The 16,222-nt window shown below is 36.6% G+C and carries 27 protein-coding genes; 6 read left to right on the top strand and 21 right to left on the bottom strand.

Annotated features, from left to right (window positions below; all coding sequences use genetic code 11):
- Positions 1-287 precede the first annotated feature (287 nt).
- The 3 genes from METLIM_RS01355 to METLIM_RS01345 form a co-directional block, all read right to left on the bottom strand.
- The gene (locus METLIM_RS01355) at positions 288-1,202 is read right to left on the bottom strand and encodes an Rpn family recombination-promoting nuclease/putative transposase (protein ID WP_004076062.1); all 915 of its coding nucleotides are present in this window, start codon (positions 1,200-1,202) and stop codon (positions 288-290) included.
- Between the two features lie 317 nt (positions 1,203-1,519).
- Complete coding sequence (locus tag METLIM_RS01350; RefSeq protein ID WP_052300861.1) at positions 1,520-1,729, bottom strand: type II toxin-antitoxin system VapC family toxin; 210 nt, start codon at positions 1,727-1,729, stop codon at positions 1,520-1,522.
- Between the two features lie 477 nt (positions 1,730-2,206).
- Entirely contained in the window at positions 2,207-3,142 is a 936-nt protein-coding gene (locus METLIM_RS01345) for an Rpn family recombination-promoting nuclease/putative transposase (RefSeq protein ID WP_004076061.1), read from the bottom strand.
- Between the two features lie 562 nt (positions 3,143-3,704).
- Here METLIM_RS01345 and METLIM_RS16375 point away from each other — a divergent pair.
- Entirely contained in the window at positions 3,705-3,857 is a 153-nt protein-coding gene (locus METLIM_RS16375) for a hypothetical protein (RefSeq protein ID WP_004076060.1), read from the top strand.
- A gap of 169 nt (positions 3,858-4,026) precedes the next feature.
- A complete protein-coding gene (locus METLIM_RS16370) occupies positions 4,027-4,164 on the top strand; it encodes a hypothetical protein (protein WP_157202195.1) in 138 nt (45 codons plus the stop codon).
- A 271-nt stretch (positions 4,165-4,435) separates the two neighbouring features.
- Here METLIM_RS16370 and METLIM_RS17275 read toward each other — a convergent pair whose 3' ends face one another.
- From METLIM_RS17275 to METLIM_RS17265, 3 genes are read right to left on the bottom strand one after another with little or no spacing between them, the layout of a single operon-like run.
- A complete protein-coding gene (locus METLIM_RS17275) occupies positions 4,436-4,663 on the bottom strand; it encodes a hypothetical protein (protein ID WP_048145447.1) in 228 nt (75 codons plus the stop codon).
- The gene (locus METLIM_RS17270) at positions 4,657-5,478 is read right to left on the bottom strand and encodes an IS4 family transposase (RefSeq protein ID WP_048145444.1); all 822 of its coding nucleotides are present in this window, start codon (positions 5,476-5,478) and stop codon (positions 4,657-4,659) included. The genes METLIM_RS17275 and METLIM_RS17270 overlap by 7 nt, the downstream gene beginning before the upstream one ends.
- Entirely contained in the window at positions 5,454-5,780 is a 327-nt protein-coding gene (locus METLIM_RS17265; RefSeq protein ID WP_048145442.1) for a hypothetical protein, read from the bottom strand. Before METLIM_RS17265 ends, METLIM_RS17270 begins: the two co-directional genes overlap by 25 nt.
- 127 nt (positions 5,781-5,907) lie before the next feature.
- Between METLIM_RS17265 and METLIM_RS15315 the strand changes: the two genes are divergently transcribed.
- A complete protein-coding gene (locus METLIM_RS15315; protein ID WP_157202194.1) occupies positions 5,908-6,312 on the top strand; it encodes a hypothetical protein in 405 nt (134 codons plus the stop codon).
- The gene (locus METLIM_RS01320; RefSeq protein ID WP_004076059.1) at positions 6,296-7,093 is read left to right on the top strand and encodes a DUF1828 domain-containing protein; all 798 of its coding nucleotides are present in this window, start codon (positions 6,296-6,298) and stop codon (positions 7,091-7,093) included. Before METLIM_RS15315 ends, METLIM_RS01320 begins: the two co-directional genes overlap by 17 nt.
- A gap of 77 nt (positions 7,094-7,170) precedes the next feature.
- On the opposite strand, the gene METLIM_RS01315 is transcribed toward METLIM_RS01320, so the two are convergent.
- The 15 genes from METLIM_RS01315 to METLIM_RS01250 form a co-directional block, all read right to left on the bottom strand.
- On the bottom strand, positions 7,171-7,362 hold the full coding sequence (locus METLIM_RS01315) for a hypothetical protein (protein ID WP_004076058.1): 192 nt from the start codon (positions 7,360-7,362) through the stop codon (positions 7,171-7,173).
- Between the two features lie 88 nt (positions 7,363-7,450).
- The gene (locus tag METLIM_RS01310) at positions 7,451-7,864 is read right to left on the bottom strand and encodes a type II toxin-antitoxin system VapC family toxin (protein ID WP_004076057.1); all 414 of its coding nucleotides are present in this window, start codon (positions 7,862-7,864) and stop codon (positions 7,451-7,453) included.
- Between the two features lie 22 nt (positions 7,865-7,886).
- Positions 7,887-8,096 carry an antitoxin VapB family protein gene (locus METLIM_RS01305; RefSeq protein ID WP_048145439.1) on the bottom strand — a complete coding sequence of 70 codons (210 nt, stop codon included), beginning with the start codon at positions 8,094-8,096 and terminating at the stop codon, positions 7,887-7,889.
- Positions 8,097-8,498: 402 nt separating this feature from the next.
- Positions 8,499-9,548 (bottom strand): hypothetical protein, encoded by a 1,050-nt coding sequence (locus METLIM_RS01300; protein WP_004076055.1) that lies wholly within the window; start codon positions 9,546-9,548, stop codon positions 8,499-8,501.
- A 6-nt stretch (positions 9,549-9,554) separates the two neighbouring features.
- Complete coding sequence (locus tag METLIM_RS01295) at positions 9,555-9,752, bottom strand: hypothetical protein (RefSeq protein ID WP_004076054.1); 198 nt, start codon at positions 9,750-9,752, stop codon at positions 9,555-9,557.
- A 94-nt stretch (positions 9,753-9,846) separates the two neighbouring features.
- Complete coding sequence (locus tag METLIM_RS01290) at positions 9,847-10,050, bottom strand: antitoxin VapB family protein (protein ID WP_004076053.1); 204 nt, start codon at positions 10,048-10,050, stop codon at positions 9,847-9,849.
- 464 nt (positions 10,051-10,514) lie between these two features.
- Complete coding sequence (locus METLIM_RS01285; RefSeq protein ID WP_004076052.1) at positions 10,515-10,799, bottom strand: hypothetical protein; 285 nt, start codon at positions 10,797-10,799, stop codon at positions 10,515-10,517.
- A 34-nt stretch (positions 10,800-10,833) separates the two neighbouring features.
- A complete protein-coding gene (locus METLIM_RS16365; protein ID WP_157202193.1) occupies positions 10,834-10,974 on the bottom strand; it encodes a hypothetical protein in 141 nt (46 codons plus the stop codon).
- 58 nt (positions 10,975-11,032) lie between these two features.
- A complete protein-coding gene (locus METLIM_RS01280) occupies positions 11,033-11,245 on the bottom strand; it encodes an antitoxin VapB family protein (protein WP_004076051.1) in 213 nt (70 codons plus the stop codon).
- A gap of 258 nt (positions 11,246-11,503) precedes the next feature.
- Complete coding sequence (locus METLIM_RS01275) at positions 11,504-11,914, bottom strand: type II toxin-antitoxin system VapC family toxin (RefSeq protein ID WP_004076050.1); 411 nt, start codon at positions 11,912-11,914, stop codon at positions 11,504-11,506.
- Positions 11,911-12,117 (bottom strand): antitoxin VapB family protein, encoded by a 207-nt coding sequence (locus METLIM_RS01270; RefSeq protein ID WP_004076049.1) that lies wholly within the window; start codon positions 12,115-12,117, stop codon positions 11,911-11,913. The genes METLIM_RS01275 and METLIM_RS01270 overlap by 4 nt, the downstream gene beginning before the upstream one ends.
- Before the next feature lie 206 nt (positions 12,118-12,323).
- A complete protein-coding gene (locus METLIM_RS01265; protein WP_004076048.1) occupies positions 12,324-12,953 on the bottom strand; it encodes a hypothetical protein in 630 nt (209 codons plus the stop codon).
- A gap of 711 nt (positions 12,954-13,664) precedes the next feature.
- Positions 13,665-13,862 carry an antitoxin VapB family protein gene (locus METLIM_RS01260; RefSeq protein WP_004076046.1) on the bottom strand — a complete coding sequence of 66 codons (198 nt, stop codon included), beginning with the start codon at positions 13,860-13,862 and terminating at the stop codon, positions 13,665-13,667.
- A gap of 216 nt (positions 13,863-14,078) precedes the next feature.
- Positions 14,079-14,675: a hypothetical protein gene (locus METLIM_RS01255; protein ID WP_004076045.1), complete on the bottom strand. Its 597-nt coding sequence runs from the start codon at positions 14,673-14,675 to the stop codon at positions 14,079-14,081.
- 22 nt (positions 14,676-14,697) lie between these two features.
- Positions 14,698-14,913 carry a hypothetical protein gene (locus METLIM_RS01250; RefSeq protein ID WP_004076044.1) on the bottom strand — a complete coding sequence of 72 codons (216 nt, stop codon included), beginning with the start codon at positions 14,911-14,913 and terminating at the stop codon, positions 14,698-14,700.
- Between the two features lie 495 nt (positions 14,914-15,408).
- Here METLIM_RS01250 and METLIM_RS16360 point away from each other — a divergent pair, with 495 nt between their 5' ends.
- Both METLIM_RS16360 and METLIM_RS16355 read left to right on the top strand, forming a co-directional pair.
- On the top strand, positions 15,409-15,585 hold the full coding sequence (locus METLIM_RS16360; protein WP_157202192.1) for a hypothetical protein: 177 nt from the start codon (positions 15,409-15,411) through the stop codon (positions 15,583-15,585).
- A gap of 476 nt (positions 15,586-16,061) precedes the next feature.
- Positions 16,062-16,214: a hypothetical protein gene (locus METLIM_RS16355; protein WP_157202191.1), complete on the top strand. Its 153-nt coding sequence runs from the start codon at positions 16,062-16,064 to the stop codon at positions 16,212-16,214.
- Positions 16,215-16,222 lie beyond the last annotated feature (8 nt).

The raw sequence follows: 16,222 nt of genomic DNA, 5'->3' as shown, positions 1-16,222 counted from the left end.
CGGACACAGAATGGATGCCTGGGCCACCCATTTTGAAACTTATTTAATAGGGTGGATTTTAGGAGACCTTTTTCTCCGCTGACACAGCTTTTGCAGCCATCATTAATTCCTCCTTTGTTGCTCTGATTAAGAAATATCATTCATAGGTATTTCCGGATTGTTCTTATGTTGTTTATCATCTGAAAAGTGAGGGTGTAGAAGGTCCGGAGAAAGTATGAACAATGCCGGGATATAAAAATGTCTGTGAAAAATATATTTCCGGAGGATTATAGATTAACTCCGGGTTTTTATTCGGATTCAACTTCAGATCTAAGGTGTAATATTTCATCTTCAGAAAGTTTAGTCACCGTCATTATGAAATCGTCATCCATTCCAAGTGAGATCAGGCTTTTTGCCTGATTGATGCGTTCTTCTATAATTCCTTCTTCTCTCCCTTTTATTTCTCCTCTAAGCTCTCCTCTCTCCTCAGCAGCCTGCATCCTGAGATCAACCTCAATTATCTCGGTTATTCTCTCTTCATATGCCCTTCTGCTCTCTTCATCTTCACTCATATCACGTAAGCGGTCATACGCCTTTGCGACTTTGGGTTCAGCATCTGCGGCCATTATTAATTCCTCCTTTGTTGCTGCATTAAGAAACATCAGCCACGGTATTTCCGGATTGTTTCTATGTTGTTTCTGATGATATTTAAGTTTTGGTAGTTCAACAATATGCACTTCCTGGACATCTGTAAGTTCTATCTCATTATCCTGGTCATAATGCCTGAATGTAGTATGCATCGGTTCAACCTTAAAGAGATTATAATCGAGAATTACCAGAGAGATGGTCTTTTTAAGTAAATGATACCCGTATCCGGATGAGAGCTGCGATGTATACAGCCTTGAGTTATAAAACAGCACCCTCTCCCTGATTGCCGGATGATCACTCAGCTGAATTTCCACATCCACCTGCACTCCTGAGTCCAGAACAATCCGGATGTCCAGTATCCCCGTTTTATCTCCGGCCATCTGCTTAAGAAGAAAGGGATCTTTTATCTTAATGTCCTTAACCGGAATTTTAAGCATGGCCCTTAAAAAGGCTATTGTGATCTCCTTGTTCTTCTCATCCCCAAACAGCAGCCGAAAGGCAAAGTCGTTTTTAGGAGACATGATGAAAGAGCCATCCGGTGTGATAATTTTGGGTGGAAAGTTTTGTTTTGTCATGATAAAATCCGGTTGAATAATATTTTAGTCTCAAAACTCCATGAGAATTTCAGATATGCTTTAATATTTCAGCTATACATTAAAATCTCAGATATATATTAAAATCCCGGTTACATATTTAAATCTCTTTTCTTTTGGCAATCCAGGAATAAGATAATCCAGAGAGGGTTTAAAGGAGGAGTAAACAGATTCAGAGCCGGTTGGGGATTTTTAATACGTCATTAACATTAGTCCCGTTACACGAATTAACAGATAAGCGTTTTTATTATCAAAACCCTGACACATACGTGGGCGTATGTGCGTATTGTTGGGATTAATCAGTGATTGATTATTTCTGAAGGAGAGAGGACTCTTTCAAAGTCTTTTGTATTGTTGGTAACAAGCTTTGCGTCATGGTAGATGACAATCGCTGCCACAAGCTGATCAAACTTACCTATAGGAGTTCCTTTTTTTCCAGGTTTTGCAGATATATCTCCATATATACTATAATATTCATCGGAATGATCAATTACACTGATGTCAGCCAAAATCTCATTTATAACCTAACTTCCCGCCATTGTTAGGCACAGCACCTTAAAAAATGGCTAATTTACAGGCCATTTCTTAGGATTAAATGCGTTATAGGGCACGAAATTTAAATAAGGCAACTCATATCATGTGCCTAATTTATAAGCGCATTATTTTGTAAATGACGAGCAATATACCAGCATTATTCAATTTCAAGCCCATTTTAGATCCATGTGCTTAAATTTCCGGGAGTTCAGGTTGGAGACATGATGAATGAGCCGTCCGGTGTGGCTATTTTGGGCGGAAAGTTACGTTTTGTCATGATAAAAATGGGTGCCTGGCCTGCTATTCTGTGACCATATTTCAAATGGAGTGCGTAGAAGGGAAGGGTCCTTCCCTTCTCTTGTCATCAATTGCTTTGTGTATTTCACAGGTTTAAGCAGTTAATATTGCCGGTTAGAAAAATATAAGTCCCGAAAGGGATTTTGCAGATGGCTTTATGGCCCAACTTCAGATCTAAGTTGAGAAATCTTTTCCGGAGATAACTTAGTTGCTTTTATTATAATATCATCGTTCATTCCAAGCAGTATCAGGTTCTTTGCAGTATTAATAATCCCTTCTTCTCTCCCTTCTTCCCTTCCTTCTTCTCTTCCTTTTATTTCTCCTCTGATTTCTCCTCTGATTTCTCCTCTCTCCTCAGCTGCCTGCATCCTGAGATCAACCTCGATTATCTCGGTTATTCTCTCTTCATATGCCCTTCTGCTCTCTTCATCTTCACTCATATCACGTAAGCGGTCATACGCCTTTGCGACTTTGGGTTCAGCATCTGCGGCCATTATTAATTCCTCCTTTGTTGCTGCATTAAGAAACATCAGCCACGGTATTTCCGGATTGTTTCTATGTTGTTTCTGATGATATTTAAGTTTTGGTAGTTCAACAATATGCACTTCCTGGACATCTTTAAGTTCTATCTCATTATCCTGGTCATAATGCCTGAATGTAGTATGCATCGGTTCAACCTTAAAGAGATTATAATCGAGAATTACCAGAGAGATGGTCTTTTTAAGTAAATGATACCCGTCTCCGGATGAGAGCTGCGATGTATACAGCCTTGAGTTATAAAACAGCACCCTCTCCCTGATTGCCGGATGATCACTCAGCTGAATTTCCACATCCACCTGCACTCCTGAGTCCAGAACAATCCGGATGTCCAGTATCCCCGTTTTATCTCCGGCCATCTGCTTAAGAAGAAAGGGATCTTTTATCTTAATGTCCTTAACCGGAATTTTAAGCATGGCCCTTAAAAAGGCTATTGTGATCTCTTTGTTCTTCTCATCTCCAAATAACAGCCGAAAGGCAAAGTCGTTCTTTGGAGACATGATGAATGAGCCATCCGGTGTGGCTATTTTGGGCGGAAAGTTACGTTTTGTCATGATAAAAATCCGGTTGAATAATATTTTAGTCTCGAAACTCCATGAGAATCTCAGATATCCACTAATATTTTTGGTATTCATTAATATAATATATAGTCGCCGATATTTCAGCCAGTCATTAATATTTCAGGTATGCTTTAAAATCTCAGTCTTATATTAGAATCCGAATTGTATATTTACATATCTTTTCTTTAAACAGTTCCGGGAAAAATATATCCGGATACGGATTGTTGCCTGCCTACCCCCTTTTAAGACCTATCACATGAGAGTGGGTTTTAGGAGAAGAGGGATATTCCTTTCTCCCGTAATCAGTTACTCACCCTGTAATGTTTAACAGAACTTTTCACAAGAGCAAAAAATAGAATCTGTCCTGTTTTGTCAGTAGACTTTCACAAATTGTATATTCTGTAGCAATTGGACAGTAAATCCGTTTAGGATAACCGATTATATGATCCTGAACAATAATTCCGGCAGTATTGCATAAGTCCTGCTTTGCTGGTTAAATTAATGCCGATCCTTTGCATATAGTATAATAAGTGAAAAGAGAAAGGGTGACCCGACTATGAATAAAGTAATTGATAAATCAGAATATAACATTCCACGGGGCAAAAGAACTGTAAAGCCGGATGAAGGGCTAAACAAATTTGAGAGAGAGGCCCTGCAGGATACTTTAAGACGTCATAAAGTTTCATTCAGAGAGCTTGCAAAACACTAAACATTTTTCCAGGTTTCTTCCTTAAAATCAGAACCAGGAGAAGTATTGATAAAGCATTCAGGCAAAGAACTTCTCCGCTAACAAGAAACAGATAAAATAATTAAAGAGATTGAATGATGGTTATATGTTTCAGATGAACAATTGAACATTGAGTTCTCCCGGAGATAATATGGAATATATAATAACAGAACAGGAAATTGAGAAACTAATCAGCGAGCGAAAAATTATTCCGGCAGATTTTCATAAAATACTTGGAAATGTGAGAATTAAAGGTGGCCATAAAGAATGTTCATATAAGTCAGTTTAAGGGATCTGGACTGAAAAATTGCATACATTTTTGAGTGTACGTATTAATTAGTAATATTTTCCGATTAAATTAACAGGATTTAGAAATTCTAAAAGAAGATACTTCGCGCAGATTAGGAAATAAGAGGTAAAATGTTGCTATCTCAAGCCATTTTCTAAGCTGTATTATGTCAAATGTAAAATAATGGCATATTAAACGTATTTTTAGAATTTTTGAATACAGCTATCGCTAAGGCTAACGACTCAAATATTGTTGGATTGACTTCTACTCTTTAAAAGCCAACAAATTTGAGTGAAATTCGGTCGTATCCTTTATGTCGGCTACATGCAAGTCGCCGCAATGAATCTTCCAGTTTTTTCCATCTTTCACCAACACTCTCTTTTCCAAAGATACTCTGATCAATGATACTCAGGAACTCGTGAGCTTTCTCTGCAAAAACTTTAGACCATAACAATGGACCATAACGAGGTTTTTCATCTTCATCAAGTGATGCTACCATTTTTTGTACAGATTTCTGCTCAAAACAAGCCTTATTAACATAGAATAGGCATGGATCAGAGCAAGCGGTTCCCTGGCTAAAAGAAATTTCCCAAGATCATAGTCACTTTTCATCTCCTTGAATAACAGCTCAATTATCCATCGATACCGATATAGCTGATAAATCTCGTCCTTTTTGTAAGCATCACCAGGTAAGTTTGTTACATAATTATGCCAAATCTTGTCATTTTCATCCCAGAAACAGACGACTCTGAAATCTGCATTAATTCTTTTTTTGCCCCATGGTTTTTCTTTATCTCTTCCAGTAAAGGTGCATATTAGCTCAATTTCATCGCTTTTTGGAACTTTCTCAAGAAAGTCTCCTAAATTCATTCCTTTTTCAAAAATACTATCAAAAATCTTAGATTCTGATACAATTTCTTTTAATTTTGGTTTTGGCTGAATTCTTGACCCGACTACAAAAAATCCTCCTCTTTCATTGATGTTTGCCAAAACATAATGCGAATAATAGCCTAAATCAAAAAGGAAAAGAACGTCTTTTATGTTCCCATCAATCCTGATTTTCTTGTAGTCATGCGTTTTTTCATCAGTAATTTCAAATGATTTAAGTGAATGTGATACAGCACTATATACTGCATGAATTTTCAATCCCGCAGCTTCACTACGTGATCTTGCCGGTGGAAATTCCTCTGCAAGTTTTTTGCTCAATCGAACGATGCTGCTGTCCTGTATCAAGATATCTTTCAGGATCCCAACCGGACCCTTTAATCTTGCAGGTGAATCTGCAAAGGTTATATTGATATAGTGATCCAGCATCGCTCGTAAGAAAGAGCCATATTACTGTCAAAACGATTGTGAAAACTCTGATATCTAATCTCTTTTGTCCCTGCAGATTTCCCACCCAGGTCTTGATAGTCACGATGAATTTCTTCAAGTGTAGGTTTACAGTGACTACTGATTCCAAAAATAAGGACGTATAAGAGATATGTCGGATCTAATTTCCTCATTCTCTTAATAAATCCATTACTGCGTGCCTTTTCCATAATAACTTCAGGAGGGAGTAATTTCTCCTGCCAATTCCTCAGGGAATTGTTATCATCTTTTTGCTGATGATTCATATTTCCAGGTTCCGCGAAGCGGCGCGCGAAAGTATATAAAGGTTCCGATCTGTTGTGGGGTGTGGGATTATTGGGGAGTAATACTCAAAAATGAAATATTGATGACTTCACGCTAAAAGTGACTTATATGAAAGAATGTTCTATGGAAATTTCCGGAGAATCAGGCTCTAAGTTCAGGTTTTTATTTCGTCAGAGCAGATTCAACCAATTTGATTTTTCTGTAATTCTTATGTACTACATACCAAACACAAATATATTATTCAGGCTAAGAAGGTACAATGGTAAGAGCCACCAGCATGAAAATCATATAGAGCATGACGGAAAAATATATGGTTTCCACATCCATAAAGCGACTCAGAGATATCAGGAACGTCCCGGGCTAAGAGAAGATGGATTTGCTGAAATTACAGACAGGTACTCCGATTATCGTATGGCTGTGATGTGTATGATTAAAGACTGCAACATGACTTTTGAAGATGGATCAAGACCTGTATCACTATTTGAATGGAGTATAAATGATGATGAACATTGATTCAGTTCAGTCGCTCTTCAGGGAATCAGTATGTAGCCGGATATCTCTGGAGGCTGAAGGATTAAACCGTTACAGGGTATTTACTCCCTTTTGTTTTGATGATGGTGACTATCTTTCAATAGTACTTAAAAGAGAGAGGGACGGGAGAACTGTACTTTCCGATGAAGGCCATACATTAATGCATCTCTCCTATGATACAGAATATTCCAAAATAATGAAAGGAAACCGGCTAAAGTTAATTAACAATGCCCTTGCAGCTTATATGATTGATGACCGGGATGGTGAGCTGATAATTTATGTTGAAGATGATGATTATGGTGGTGCATTTTACAATTATATCCAGGGCCTCTTAAAGATAATAGATACTTCATATCTCAGCCGGGAAATTGTCAGGTCCACATTTCTGGAAGATGCAAAAGATATGTTTCTTAGCAGAATTAATAAGGAGTATTTATCGTTTGACTGGCATGATCCGGTGTATGATAAGGATAAGATTTATTCTGTTGATTGTAAGATTGAGGGGCATGATGAGCCGATATTTGTCTTTTTCCTCAATTCTGATACTAAAGTCAGAGACTCAACCATTACCATTCAGAGGTATGAGCAGATTGGTGAGAATTTTCATTCATTGTGCATATTTGAGAACCAGGAAGAGATTAATAGAAAGGCCCTTGCAAGACTCACAGATGTCTGTGAGAGACAGTTTTCCAGTCTGTCTATGAATCAGAACAGAATAATTGATTATATAAGTCGCTTTATGCCAAAATCAGCTAAGGTTTAAATTATTGATTAGGACCGGGTTTGAATCATTAATAGAGGCAACCATGTCATAAGAATCATTTCTCTTATCATCGTTGCCTACTTACGGATTTTACCGGGAGTGGTTTTAAGTATGATTCTTGTTGTCCCTTCAACATTTCCTGCTGGTTTTGCAATTATCGGAAGAATTTTACCGGAGAATCTTTTTTTATGGAGACTCTTTGTTTTCGGGATATAGTTTACAGCCGGAAAATTTGTTCCGGGCGGGTTTTCATCTGTAATATCTGGCATGATTATTCTGTTACACGGAGTAACAGATATACATTTTTATCAAAACCCTGACACATACGTGGGCTTAAGTGTGTATTGGTGGGATTAATCAGTGATTGATTATTTCTGAAGGAGAGAGCACTCTTTCAAAGTCTTTTGTATTGTTGGTAACAAGCTTTGCGTCATGGTAGATGACAATCGCTGCCACAAGCTGATCAAACTTACCTATAGGAGTTCCTTTTTTTCCAGGTTTTGCAGATATATCTCTATATATACTATAATATTCATCGGAATGATCAATTACACTGATGTCAGCCAAAATCTCATTTATTTTCTCTATTGAATTCCGGACATCCTGTGTTCTGTAGGCTCCATAGTATAGCTCATAAACATTGACAAAACCTGTATTGTATGTTTCCCCACTCTTTAACAAATCATCAGGAAAGTTCCGGGCCTCCTTTTGTCTGGTATTATTCCGGCTTCTGATTAGATCGATTAAAAAAGTACTGTCAGGGACGATCATTCAGTCATTACTCCTCTATTAATTAGTCTTCTTCAACGCTTTTGGCCATAATGTCGGCATCTTCGTCAGAGAGATGACCAATTCTGTCAAGAGCTTCCTGTAATTCTTCCGGAGTTCTGATCCCTGGAATGGTTCTAAGAATAACACTTGAAAAGCTCTCTTCCTCACTTTTTTTCCATTTATTTAATCTCTCATATGCTTCTTCTGAAAGACTTACCGTTTTTGATGCCATAGAAGCTGTTGCATGGTTCTTTTTCAATATACAATGAGGACAATTTGTTTAATAAATGAGTAATTATTATCCAATTTCAGCTAATATACTTCAAATAATTGATACTATTGTCCTCAAGATTTCATTCGTGCAACAGCCACTGTATATACAGTAAATAATCTAAAAAAGTTTTTTCCCTAAGTGAACATATAGCCTGACTGGCATAGAAGGTGTCTGAAACATCCCTTTTTGCTACCAAAATGCTGCGGGGGGAGGGTTAGTTTAAAGGATAATGATCATTCTTAATTCTCACTAAATGCCTGTGATTTTTTATAGATCGGACCTGCGCAATATTGCCAATTAGAAAATCAAAGCATTTTAGCAGGACTTAAGCAGCACCATCATCAGGGACAGTGTAATTATTTACGCCAAGAATCCCTTAATTGTGTCAAATGAAGCTGATATGAAAGAATATAGTGAATCATATTCCATTTGAACGATAAATGTTGCTGCTGTGGCAAGGAGTGTTAAAAGAGCAATGATTCCAACATAAATTGATATTCTTTTCATTGATTCGTTAATCTGTAGTGTTTCTTCAACACACACATTAGAATATATGTTCTTTAATTCCTGGGCAAGAATATCTACAGACATTATGGCATTTTCAAATATTTTAGGGAGCATATTACTTTCATTAGTATCATTGCCATAAAAATAGGTTACAAAGTTCTGACCATACAAGTATTCTCCTTTTGCCTGACGTATGAATTTTTCTGCCACAGACATATACTTCAAACGGTTTTTTGCTATACTTTTTTCATTTTTAAGCTTATTTCCAACCATTTTGAGATAATCCGGAATCCATTCGTGATAATATCGTATTTTGTCAAGATACCATTGAACAACTCTTTCGCATGCTTCTTTTTCAGTCTCAACATAATAAAGGCGTGTCATGATTGAAGATGATTCTGTCATTTCCGGAGTGTGATGTGTATGAGTGTGATATATTTCCCTTAATATCTCAAACGCCTTCCCCATTACAGTTTTTTTGATATTAAGTATGATTTCAGAATTCTTACCATCGTCCGATAGAAAAAAGTAAACCATTTTTAATGTAATAAGCCCTTTGGGGTTTATATTTTCGACCTTAACTGTGGCTATTCTGAGTAACTCCGGATTTCCATCTGTAAAAGAGGCATTTTGGAATATATGGACAGAATTAATATGTTGATTTTTGTTTTTCAGAGAGAAAATGAAGAGACCCGGCATATTAGAATTTTCACCTGTCTCAAATAGAGGATACTTGAGGGTAAGAAAATTTTCATCATCTGTTCCACCTGTTCGTAACTTATCTAAATCAATATTGATTAATTCATTTTCTTCAGTAAAAAGAGATTTTTTTCTAACAAATGGATTACTTAGTGATATGTCACCATTTAGATTCGGAATCCAGCCTATACCTTTGAGTCCCATCTGAAGCTATTTATATATAATTAGTTCTTTGCCAAAAGAAGTTGTTTTTGCAGTTAATTTAAATAACTGGGGATTAACTCCAATTGACATCATACCCATGCTGGCAAGACGTTCTACATCATCTTTATCCTCTGGCTTAAGGTAGTCTCCTGAGCTATATCTCTCTAAGATTTGCATATCTTTTTCAACTGTCCTAAAAGACATATCAATCACTTACCATACTATTTTTATTCAATTATGTCGTATTAATGTATAAGACTTATGTTAAAGCATCAGAATTTTTAAGGTAGTGTCTAATTCAGAAAAATTCAATATCCTTCTTCATTTTCTCAGCCTCTTCCTCTGATAGGTGATACTTTGCTTTCCTGAGAACCTCACCAACATCCCTGTGTTTTGGGAGAAGCCTTAAAACTTCCTCTGAAAAACTCTCATTATCGTTTATCTTCCACATTTTTAACCGGTTGTATGCCTCCTCTGTGAGACTTACTGTTTTTGATGACATATTTACATATAATGTATTATCTCTGAAATAGTATTTACCTTAATGACCGGCATTGACAATATTGTTGGGGGATATAATAACCGAATTGTTTATCCATCATAGCTACTTATTCTGAATTACCTGACTCTTTTTGCTTATATATACATTAAAAAGTACAAATGCATACATAAATCCAAGACCTATGAGCAATGAATTCGACAGCATTGCAATTATACTTGCAGAGCCTAAAAACAATTGTAATCCAGCTGTAATTATATCTGATAATACCATAGCAATCAGAATTTAAAGGAATATATTGTATTTATATTGATCATTGTCTGTTCTGTTCTTTTAGAAGTTTATTTATTTCTATTTTGAATTCCAAGTAATGTTTAGTTTTATTTTCCTTTATTCTCTCCTCAATGAACTTTTCAATGCGGGAATTAATAAACCTTTCCAACGTTATTCATATAATCTCTTCTGCATTACTGGTCTCTTCCCAGAAATACATCTACATCTTTATTTGATATGTTCATTTTGCCAAACATATGACTTTTAGAGAATATCTGGTCTCCCCATTGATCTAATATATATCTTAGAGCGGATAACTCCAGACCTACAACAATTAGTGCCCCCGCTATCGGATTGAATGAATAACATTCACAGATATTATATGCACCATATGCTGATACAAGGATTGATCCTGTATATAGCACCATAAATATTATTGTTTTTGGAAATGAGTTTGCTTCACATTCAAATATTGGCATTTATTTCTCCACAAATAATGTGGATATGCGGTTTTCAATCATATATACCCATTACCCTGTCCGTGCTGAAACTATGCAAAGCGAACTCAGTTACCTGAGAAGTAGTTCTCATTACAGCCACCTGCATAAGATTCTGGAGAGGTGCTCCCGATATTAAAACGGTTGGTTCACTCATTGCATAATTTCCGGCTTCTTACTAAATCAACCAGAAAAATGCTGTCAATTACGATCATTTAATTCTCTTCGATGTCTTCAATCATTTTATCGGCTTCCTTATCAGAAAGTGAACTTTCAAATTCATCGAAGGCTTTCCGCAATTCTTCAGGGGTCCTTATTTTTGGAAGAACTCTTAAAATTACATCTGAAAAGCTTTCAGCATCATTTACTTTCCATTTCTTTAATCTCTCGTACGCTTCTTCAGAAAGATTTACCGTTTTTGATGTCATAGTTTACATATAATGTAATTAAGCTAAAAAATGCTTTTTCCCTCAGCGATCATATGGCTTGCCCGGCATAGAAGGGGTGCCTGGCCCACTTCTTTTTGCTACCAAAATCCTGGAGGTAGAGAAGATTGGCTTAGAGGTAGTGAACTTTCTCTATTTTCAGACTGCCTGTGATTTTTTATAGGTAGAACCTGCGCAATATTGATGGTTAGGAAAATCTTCATTCTCTGGCACAAAAAAATAATTGTGCCTTTTAATCTCTTAATGATTAATTATTTCAGGCATGGGCACTCTTGAGAAATCTTTAGTATTATTTGTCACCACTTTTGCTCCATGAAAGAGAGCAATAGCAGCAATCAGTTCATCGAATTTTCCTGTTGGTGTTCCCCTATTTTCAGGATACGATGACAGTTTACCATATTCTGAATAGTAATTTTCGTCAAAACCAAGGACCGGAATTTCACTCAGAATATATTTGAGGGAATCGATTGTTTTTGATTTAGCTTCTGACTTATATATCCCCTTGTACATTTCAAAAATATTTACAAATGTTGTAGCATAAGTTTCACCGCTGCCCTTTATTTCCTGAAAAAGGAGATTTGTTCTTCTGCGATTAGGGTTATTTGAACTCTTCATTAAATCTATGAGGAACGTTGAATCAAAAATAATCATTCAATGTCCTTCTTTAGCTTTTCCGCTTCTTCTTCGGATATTCCAAGGCCTTTTTTTTCAAATTCCTCAAGAATTTTAGAGATGTCACGATGTTTTGGAAGAACTCTGAGTATTATGCTTGAAAAACTTTCCTCATCTGCATTTTTCCATGTCAATAATCTCTCATACGCTTCTTCTGAAAGGCTCACTGTTTTTGATGTCATAGTTTACATATAATGTACTATCTCTGAAATAGTTTTATCCTTAATTGCCGGACACCACAGTCATGCACAGATGAGGTAACCAGACCCACCCATTTTCGGGACATATCACATGAGGGTGGGTTCAAGGTTGGATCATCCTCTCTCCCGTAAACAGTTACTCACTCTGCAACATTGAATTTGTAATAATTTCCCATAAGTCCATTACATTATTCAATGTAGTCGATTTTATTTTTCGGAGGGTTCTCTTTCAGATATTTTTCTCCATACCAGCATATTAAATAAAGGCCGCCAATGTAGATTACTGCAAAAAACAGTAACAGAGTTGTATTCAGCTCAATTTCATATTGTACATTAAGGTAGGCACCATAACAGAAAGAAAGAAGAGCAATTATGACCTGAGCTGCTATTAATGAGAAGATAAAGGATAATATTCTTTCCCTGTGCTGTTCAACAATTTCGTGTCTTTTTCCCGGAGGAAACAGTTTCTTAAAAGAAACCTGATCTTTGGAAGGATTTCCATGAATTCTGATTACAAGCAGCGTACCCATTGTTGTAGCTACAACTGTGAATGCAATGAATGCATCAAGCGTAATCTGCAAAGAATTCAGTATTAAGATGTACGATGACATCAAAGGAACGGAAACTAAAAAATAAACCTTTAATATCTTCTTTTTCCTTTGTTTTTCATTATTTGTTTCGTAATTATGATATACCCCTATAAAAGAAATTTGCTCTGATAACCAGGGAAGAACATAAAATATTGTCAGACAGAAAAATATTACAAGCAATAAGGATATTGTTGGAGGATATAAAAAACCGGATAGTTCATCCATCATAACTACTTATTCTGAATTACCTGACTCTTTTTGCTTATATATACATTAAAAAGTACAAATGCATACATAAATCCAAGACCTATGAGCAATGAATTTGACAGCATTGCAATTATACTTGCAGAGCCTAAAAACAATTGTAATCCGGCTGTAATTATATCTGATAATACCATAGCAATCAGAATTTACAGATATATATTGTATTTTCTATTATTAATTTTTTGCTTGTTCTTCAAATATTTTCTCCCGGTGATTGATATTATTGGATTATTATGGGTAAAACCCAACCCTTTGAATTTGAAGATCCATCCTATACCTTTGAGTCCCATCTAAAGCTATTTATATATAATTGGTTCTTTGCCAAAAGAAGTTGTTTTTGCATTTATTTAAATAACTGAGGATTAACTCCAATTGACATCATACCCATGCTGGCAAGACGCTCAACATCATCTTTATCCTCTGGCTTAAGGCAGTCTCCTGGGCTATATCTCTCTAAGATTTGCAGATCTTTTTTAACTGTCCTAAAAGACATATCAATCACTTATTATACTATTTTTATTCTGTTATGTAGTGTTGATGCATCAGAATTTTTAAGGGATTGGCCAATTTAGAAAATATCCAATAAACTGAAGTAATTGAGAATATTAAACAGGAATTGGCATTATTTGGGCTTTTCATTGCATCAATAGGAAAAGTGGAATCAAATATAATCACTTACTCAATATCCTTCTTCATTTTCTCAGCTTCTTCCTCTGAGAGATGATATTTTGCATTCCGGAGAACCTCACCAACGTCTCTATGCTTTGGAAGAAGCCTTAAAACCTCCTCTGAGAAGCTTTCATTATCGTTTATCTTCCACATTTTTAACCGGTTGTATGCCTCCTCTGAAAGGCTCACTGTTTTTGATGACATATTCACATATAATATATCATTTCTGAAATATTTTTTCCTTAACAACAGAATGAACTTATCCCGGCACAGAATGGGTGCCTGAACCCACTCCATTATTAGATATATCACATGGGAGTTAGAGCCAAGGGAAGGGTATCCCCTTTTTTAATTCGCAATAAACCATTTTACTCACTTCATTACAGGAATCCATTTCACTTTTTTTCCGACAGTTCAGGTTCAGGGACCAAGAATAATCATTAATATTACTCCGGATATCAACCCTCCTGCAAATGAGATGATCAGTTCTACAATGTTCTTTTTTATTCCAAGAAATTTAGAATATCTGTTAAATTGCTCTTTTTTATCACAATCTACAGAATTAAGGATTGAGTGACCTTTCTCCAGTAAATGATAATAGGATTCTATAGATTTTAGTGGTTTTTTACCAATATTGTTTATTTCGTCTCTTCTTGCTATTTTCGCAAGCTCGAAAAACTCGTTGCATTCAGCTAAAAATGATTGTTCTGTGGAATTGGTACAAAATTTTCTGAGATTTGGATCTTTATATATGCCTTCGATCAACTCATGCATCTGAAGCCAGATTAATTTCTGGCAGTCAAGAGTTGCTCTCACGATATGGTTATATGCTTTCTGAAGATTCTCAGCCCTGATTTCCTCATTTTTTTCGTTGGAATATATTGAAAAGTGCATGAAAGCACTTTCCATTTCTATTAATACTTCAACTGGTTTTTGCCCAAGGTAAGCGAGGCAATCTGCATATACAATCAAAAAATAATTGTTAATGAGATAGTTATAATCTTCAGCTGAGATCATGTATGGTGTATGGGCAAAATATTTATTTATTCTTTGATATGAGTTTATCCATGATCTTTCCGGGATTTACAGTCGTTAATTTAAACACACTGCCTCCTTTTGCCATTATAAGATTATCTGAACGTTTGTACTCCAGTTTTTTACCAGTTTTTTCCTGAATGAAACTGTCAATCTCCTCAATAGTTTTAAAATCCTTAATGGTCGCATTATATTTCTTTTCAAATATTAGTGATTTCATATGCGCCTGCACTCTTCCTTTAGTAACTGGATCTATTGCTTTACAATGTCATATAATTTATCAATGGCACGTGTTTTTCGCTATTCTGAAAGTGTTATTGTCAGTATTTTATAAAATATACTGGGGAAGGATATAATCCTGATTTGTCCGGGCGGGTACCGAAGGGATGCCGCTCATTTCCTTCTGTGAACTGGTGTGTATGGAGCGGGTTTCAGCGGAAGTTACCTTCATTCCTCTGTCATTAGCCACTTTGTAGTGCTCAACAGGACTTACGCAATATTGCCAATTGTAATATTGCCAATTAGGAAATCCGGCAATGAGAATGAAGACAAAACCCTGATGCGCACCGGTAATTGCACTGGTAATTGCACCGGTAATTTGTGTGTAGATTTTGTTTTCCAACATTGTTTGTTAAATTTGTTTGTGGGCTTTGTTTTTGGGCTTTGTGCCTGGATTGTGGACTTTGTTTATTTATGCTGGAGGGCTGCGGGGGGTTTGCCCGCACCGCCCTGCGGAGCCTGCGAAGCAGGCGGAGCTGGCGGTGTTGATGGCGTGGCTGATATGGCTGACGTGGTAGCGGAGCGAACAATTGTTAACATTATGGGTGTTGTGAATATTATGGGTGTTGTGAGTGCTGTAAACATTGCGGGAGTGCGTGCTGAGGCACCCTGACTGCTTCCTCTGGACTATTTCCTCTGTTATTGCATATGATGGCTTTTGAGGTTTTGTTACATTATGTTACTCGTCCATTATTCTATGACATTTAACTTGTGGCTATGGTTATGGCTGTGGCTATGGCTATGGTTATGGCTGTGGCTATGGCTGCTATAGCTATGGGTGTGTCCATGTTCAGCTGAGATTGTTTGGTTTTGTCCGGTTTGTCAGGTTTCCGGGGTCGTCTGTGGTCGTCTGTGGTTGCATGTGGGTGTCTGTAACAGGCCTCGCGTGACTTACTGTAACTTTTTGTAACTGCCGTTCTGTCTATTCTTCCTATCCCACGGATGTATTGCAGACGCTTGCAGACGATTGGAGATGATTACATATTTATTGTGCACCGCAGGCAGATTGGAAGTATATGTTGTGGTTCCTGTGGTTTCCGCGGTTTATGTGGTTTCTGCCTGCTGTGAATACCCGGAAGGGTATTCCTGATGGCTGTTGGCCGGGCTGTTTGGCCGGGTTGTTGGTTATTTGCTGTTGTATTTGCTGTTGTATTTGCTGTTGTATTTGCTGTTGTATTTGCTGTTGTATTTGCTGTTGTATTTGCTGTTGTATTTGCTGTTGTATTTGCTGTTGGCTATTAGCTATTGTA

This window comes from Methanoplanus limicola DSM 2279 (assembly GCF_000243255.1).
Classification (GTDB): domain Archaea; phylum Halobacteriota; class Methanomicrobia; order Methanomicrobiales; family Methanomicrobiaceae; genus Methanoplanus; species Methanoplanus limicola.
This window is presented reverse-complemented; position numbering and strand designations above follow the sequence as displayed.

Coding starts and splice junctions, on each gene's coding strand:
- METLIM_RS01250 (WP_004076044.1), bottom strand. CDS start 14,913: ATGAAATCACTAATATTTGAAAAGAAATATAATGCGACCATTAAGGAT.
- METLIM_RS01285 (WP_004076052.1), bottom strand. CDS start 10,799: ATGCCAATATTTGAATGTGAAGCAAACTCATTTCCAAAAACAATAATA.
- METLIM_RS01300 (WP_004076055.1), bottom strand. CDS start 9,548: ATGGGACTCAAAGGTATAGGCTGGATTCCGAATCTAAATGGTGACATA.
- METLIM_RS17275 (WP_048145447.1), bottom strand. CDS start 4,663: ATGGTAGCATCACTTGATGAAGATGAAAAACCTCGTTATGGTCCATTG.
- METLIM_RS15315 (WP_157202194.1), top strand. CDS start 5,908: ATGAAAGAATGTTCTATGGAAATTTCCGGAGAATCAGGCTCTAAGTTC.
- METLIM_RS01270 (WP_004076049.1), bottom strand. CDS start 12,117: ATGACATCAAAAACAGTGAGCCTTTCAGAAGAAGCGTATGAGAGATTA.
- METLIM_RS17270 (WP_048145444.1), bottom strand. CDS start 5,478: ATGCTGGATCACTATATCAATATAACCTTTGCAGATTCACCTGCAAGA.
- METLIM_RS01280 (WP_004076051.1), bottom strand. CDS start 11,245: ATGACATCAAAAACGGTAAATCTTTCTGAAGAAGCGTACGAGAGATTA.
- METLIM_RS16375 (WP_004076060.1), top strand. CDS start 3,705: ATGAATAAAGTAATTGATAAATCAGAATATAACATTCCACGGGGCAAA.
- METLIM_RS01305 (WP_048145439.1), bottom strand. CDS start 8,096: ATGGCATCAAAAACGGTAAGTCTTTCAGAAGAAGCATATGAGAGATTA.
- METLIM_RS01315 (WP_004076058.1), bottom strand. CDS start 7,362: ATGCCAGATATTACAGATGAAAACCCGCCCGGAACAAATTTTCCGGCT.
- METLIM_RS16355 (WP_157202191.1), top strand. CDS start 16,062: ATGGCTGTTGGCCGGGCTGTTTGGCCGGGTTGTTGGTTATTTGCTGTT.
- METLIM_RS01265 (WP_004076048.1), bottom strand. CDS start 12,953: ATGATGGATGAACTATCCGGTTTTTTATATCCTCCAACAATATCCTTA.
- METLIM_RS16365 (WP_157202193.1), bottom strand. CDS start 10,974: ATGAGTGAACCAACCGTTTTAATATCGGGAGCACCTCTCCAGAATCTT.
- METLIM_RS01260 (WP_004076046.1), bottom strand. CDS start 13,862: ATGTCATCAAAAACAGTGAGCCTTTCAGAGGAGGCATACAACCGGTTA.
- METLIM_RS16370 (WP_157202195.1), top strand. CDS start 4,027: ATGGAATATATAATAACAGAACAGGAAATTGAGAAACTAATCAGCGAG.
- METLIM_RS01345 (WP_004076061.1), bottom strand. CDS start 3,142: ATGACAAAACGTAACTTTCCGCCCAAAATAGCCACACCGGATGGCTCA.
- METLIM_RS01290 (WP_004076053.1), bottom strand. CDS start 10,050: ATGTCATCAAAAACAGTAAGTCTCACAGAGGAGGCATACAACCGGTTA.
- METLIM_RS17265 (WP_048145442.1), bottom strand. CDS start 5,780: ATGAATCATCAGCAAAAAGATGATAACAATTCCCTGAGGAATTGGCAG.
- METLIM_RS01310 (WP_004076057.1), bottom strand. CDS start 7,864: ATGATCGTCCCTGACAGTACTTTTTTAATCGATCTAATCAGAAGCCGG.
- METLIM_RS01295 (WP_004076054.1), bottom strand. CDS start 9,752: ATGTCTTTTAGGACAGTTGAAAAAGATATGCAAATCTTAGAGAGATAT.
- METLIM_RS01255 (WP_004076045.1), bottom strand. CDS start 14,675: ATGATCTCAGCTGAAGATTATAACTATCTCATTAACAATTATTTTTTG.
- METLIM_RS01275 (WP_004076050.1), bottom strand. CDS start 11,914: ATGATTATTTTTGATTCAACGTTCCTCATAGATTTAATGAAGAGTTCA.
- METLIM_RS01355 (WP_004076062.1), bottom strand. CDS start 1,202: ATGACAAAACAAAACTTTCCACCCAAAATTATCACACCGGATGGCTCT.
- METLIM_RS01320 (WP_004076059.1), top strand. CDS start 6,296: ATGATGATGAACATTGATTCAGTTCAGTCGCTCTTCAGGGAATCAGTA.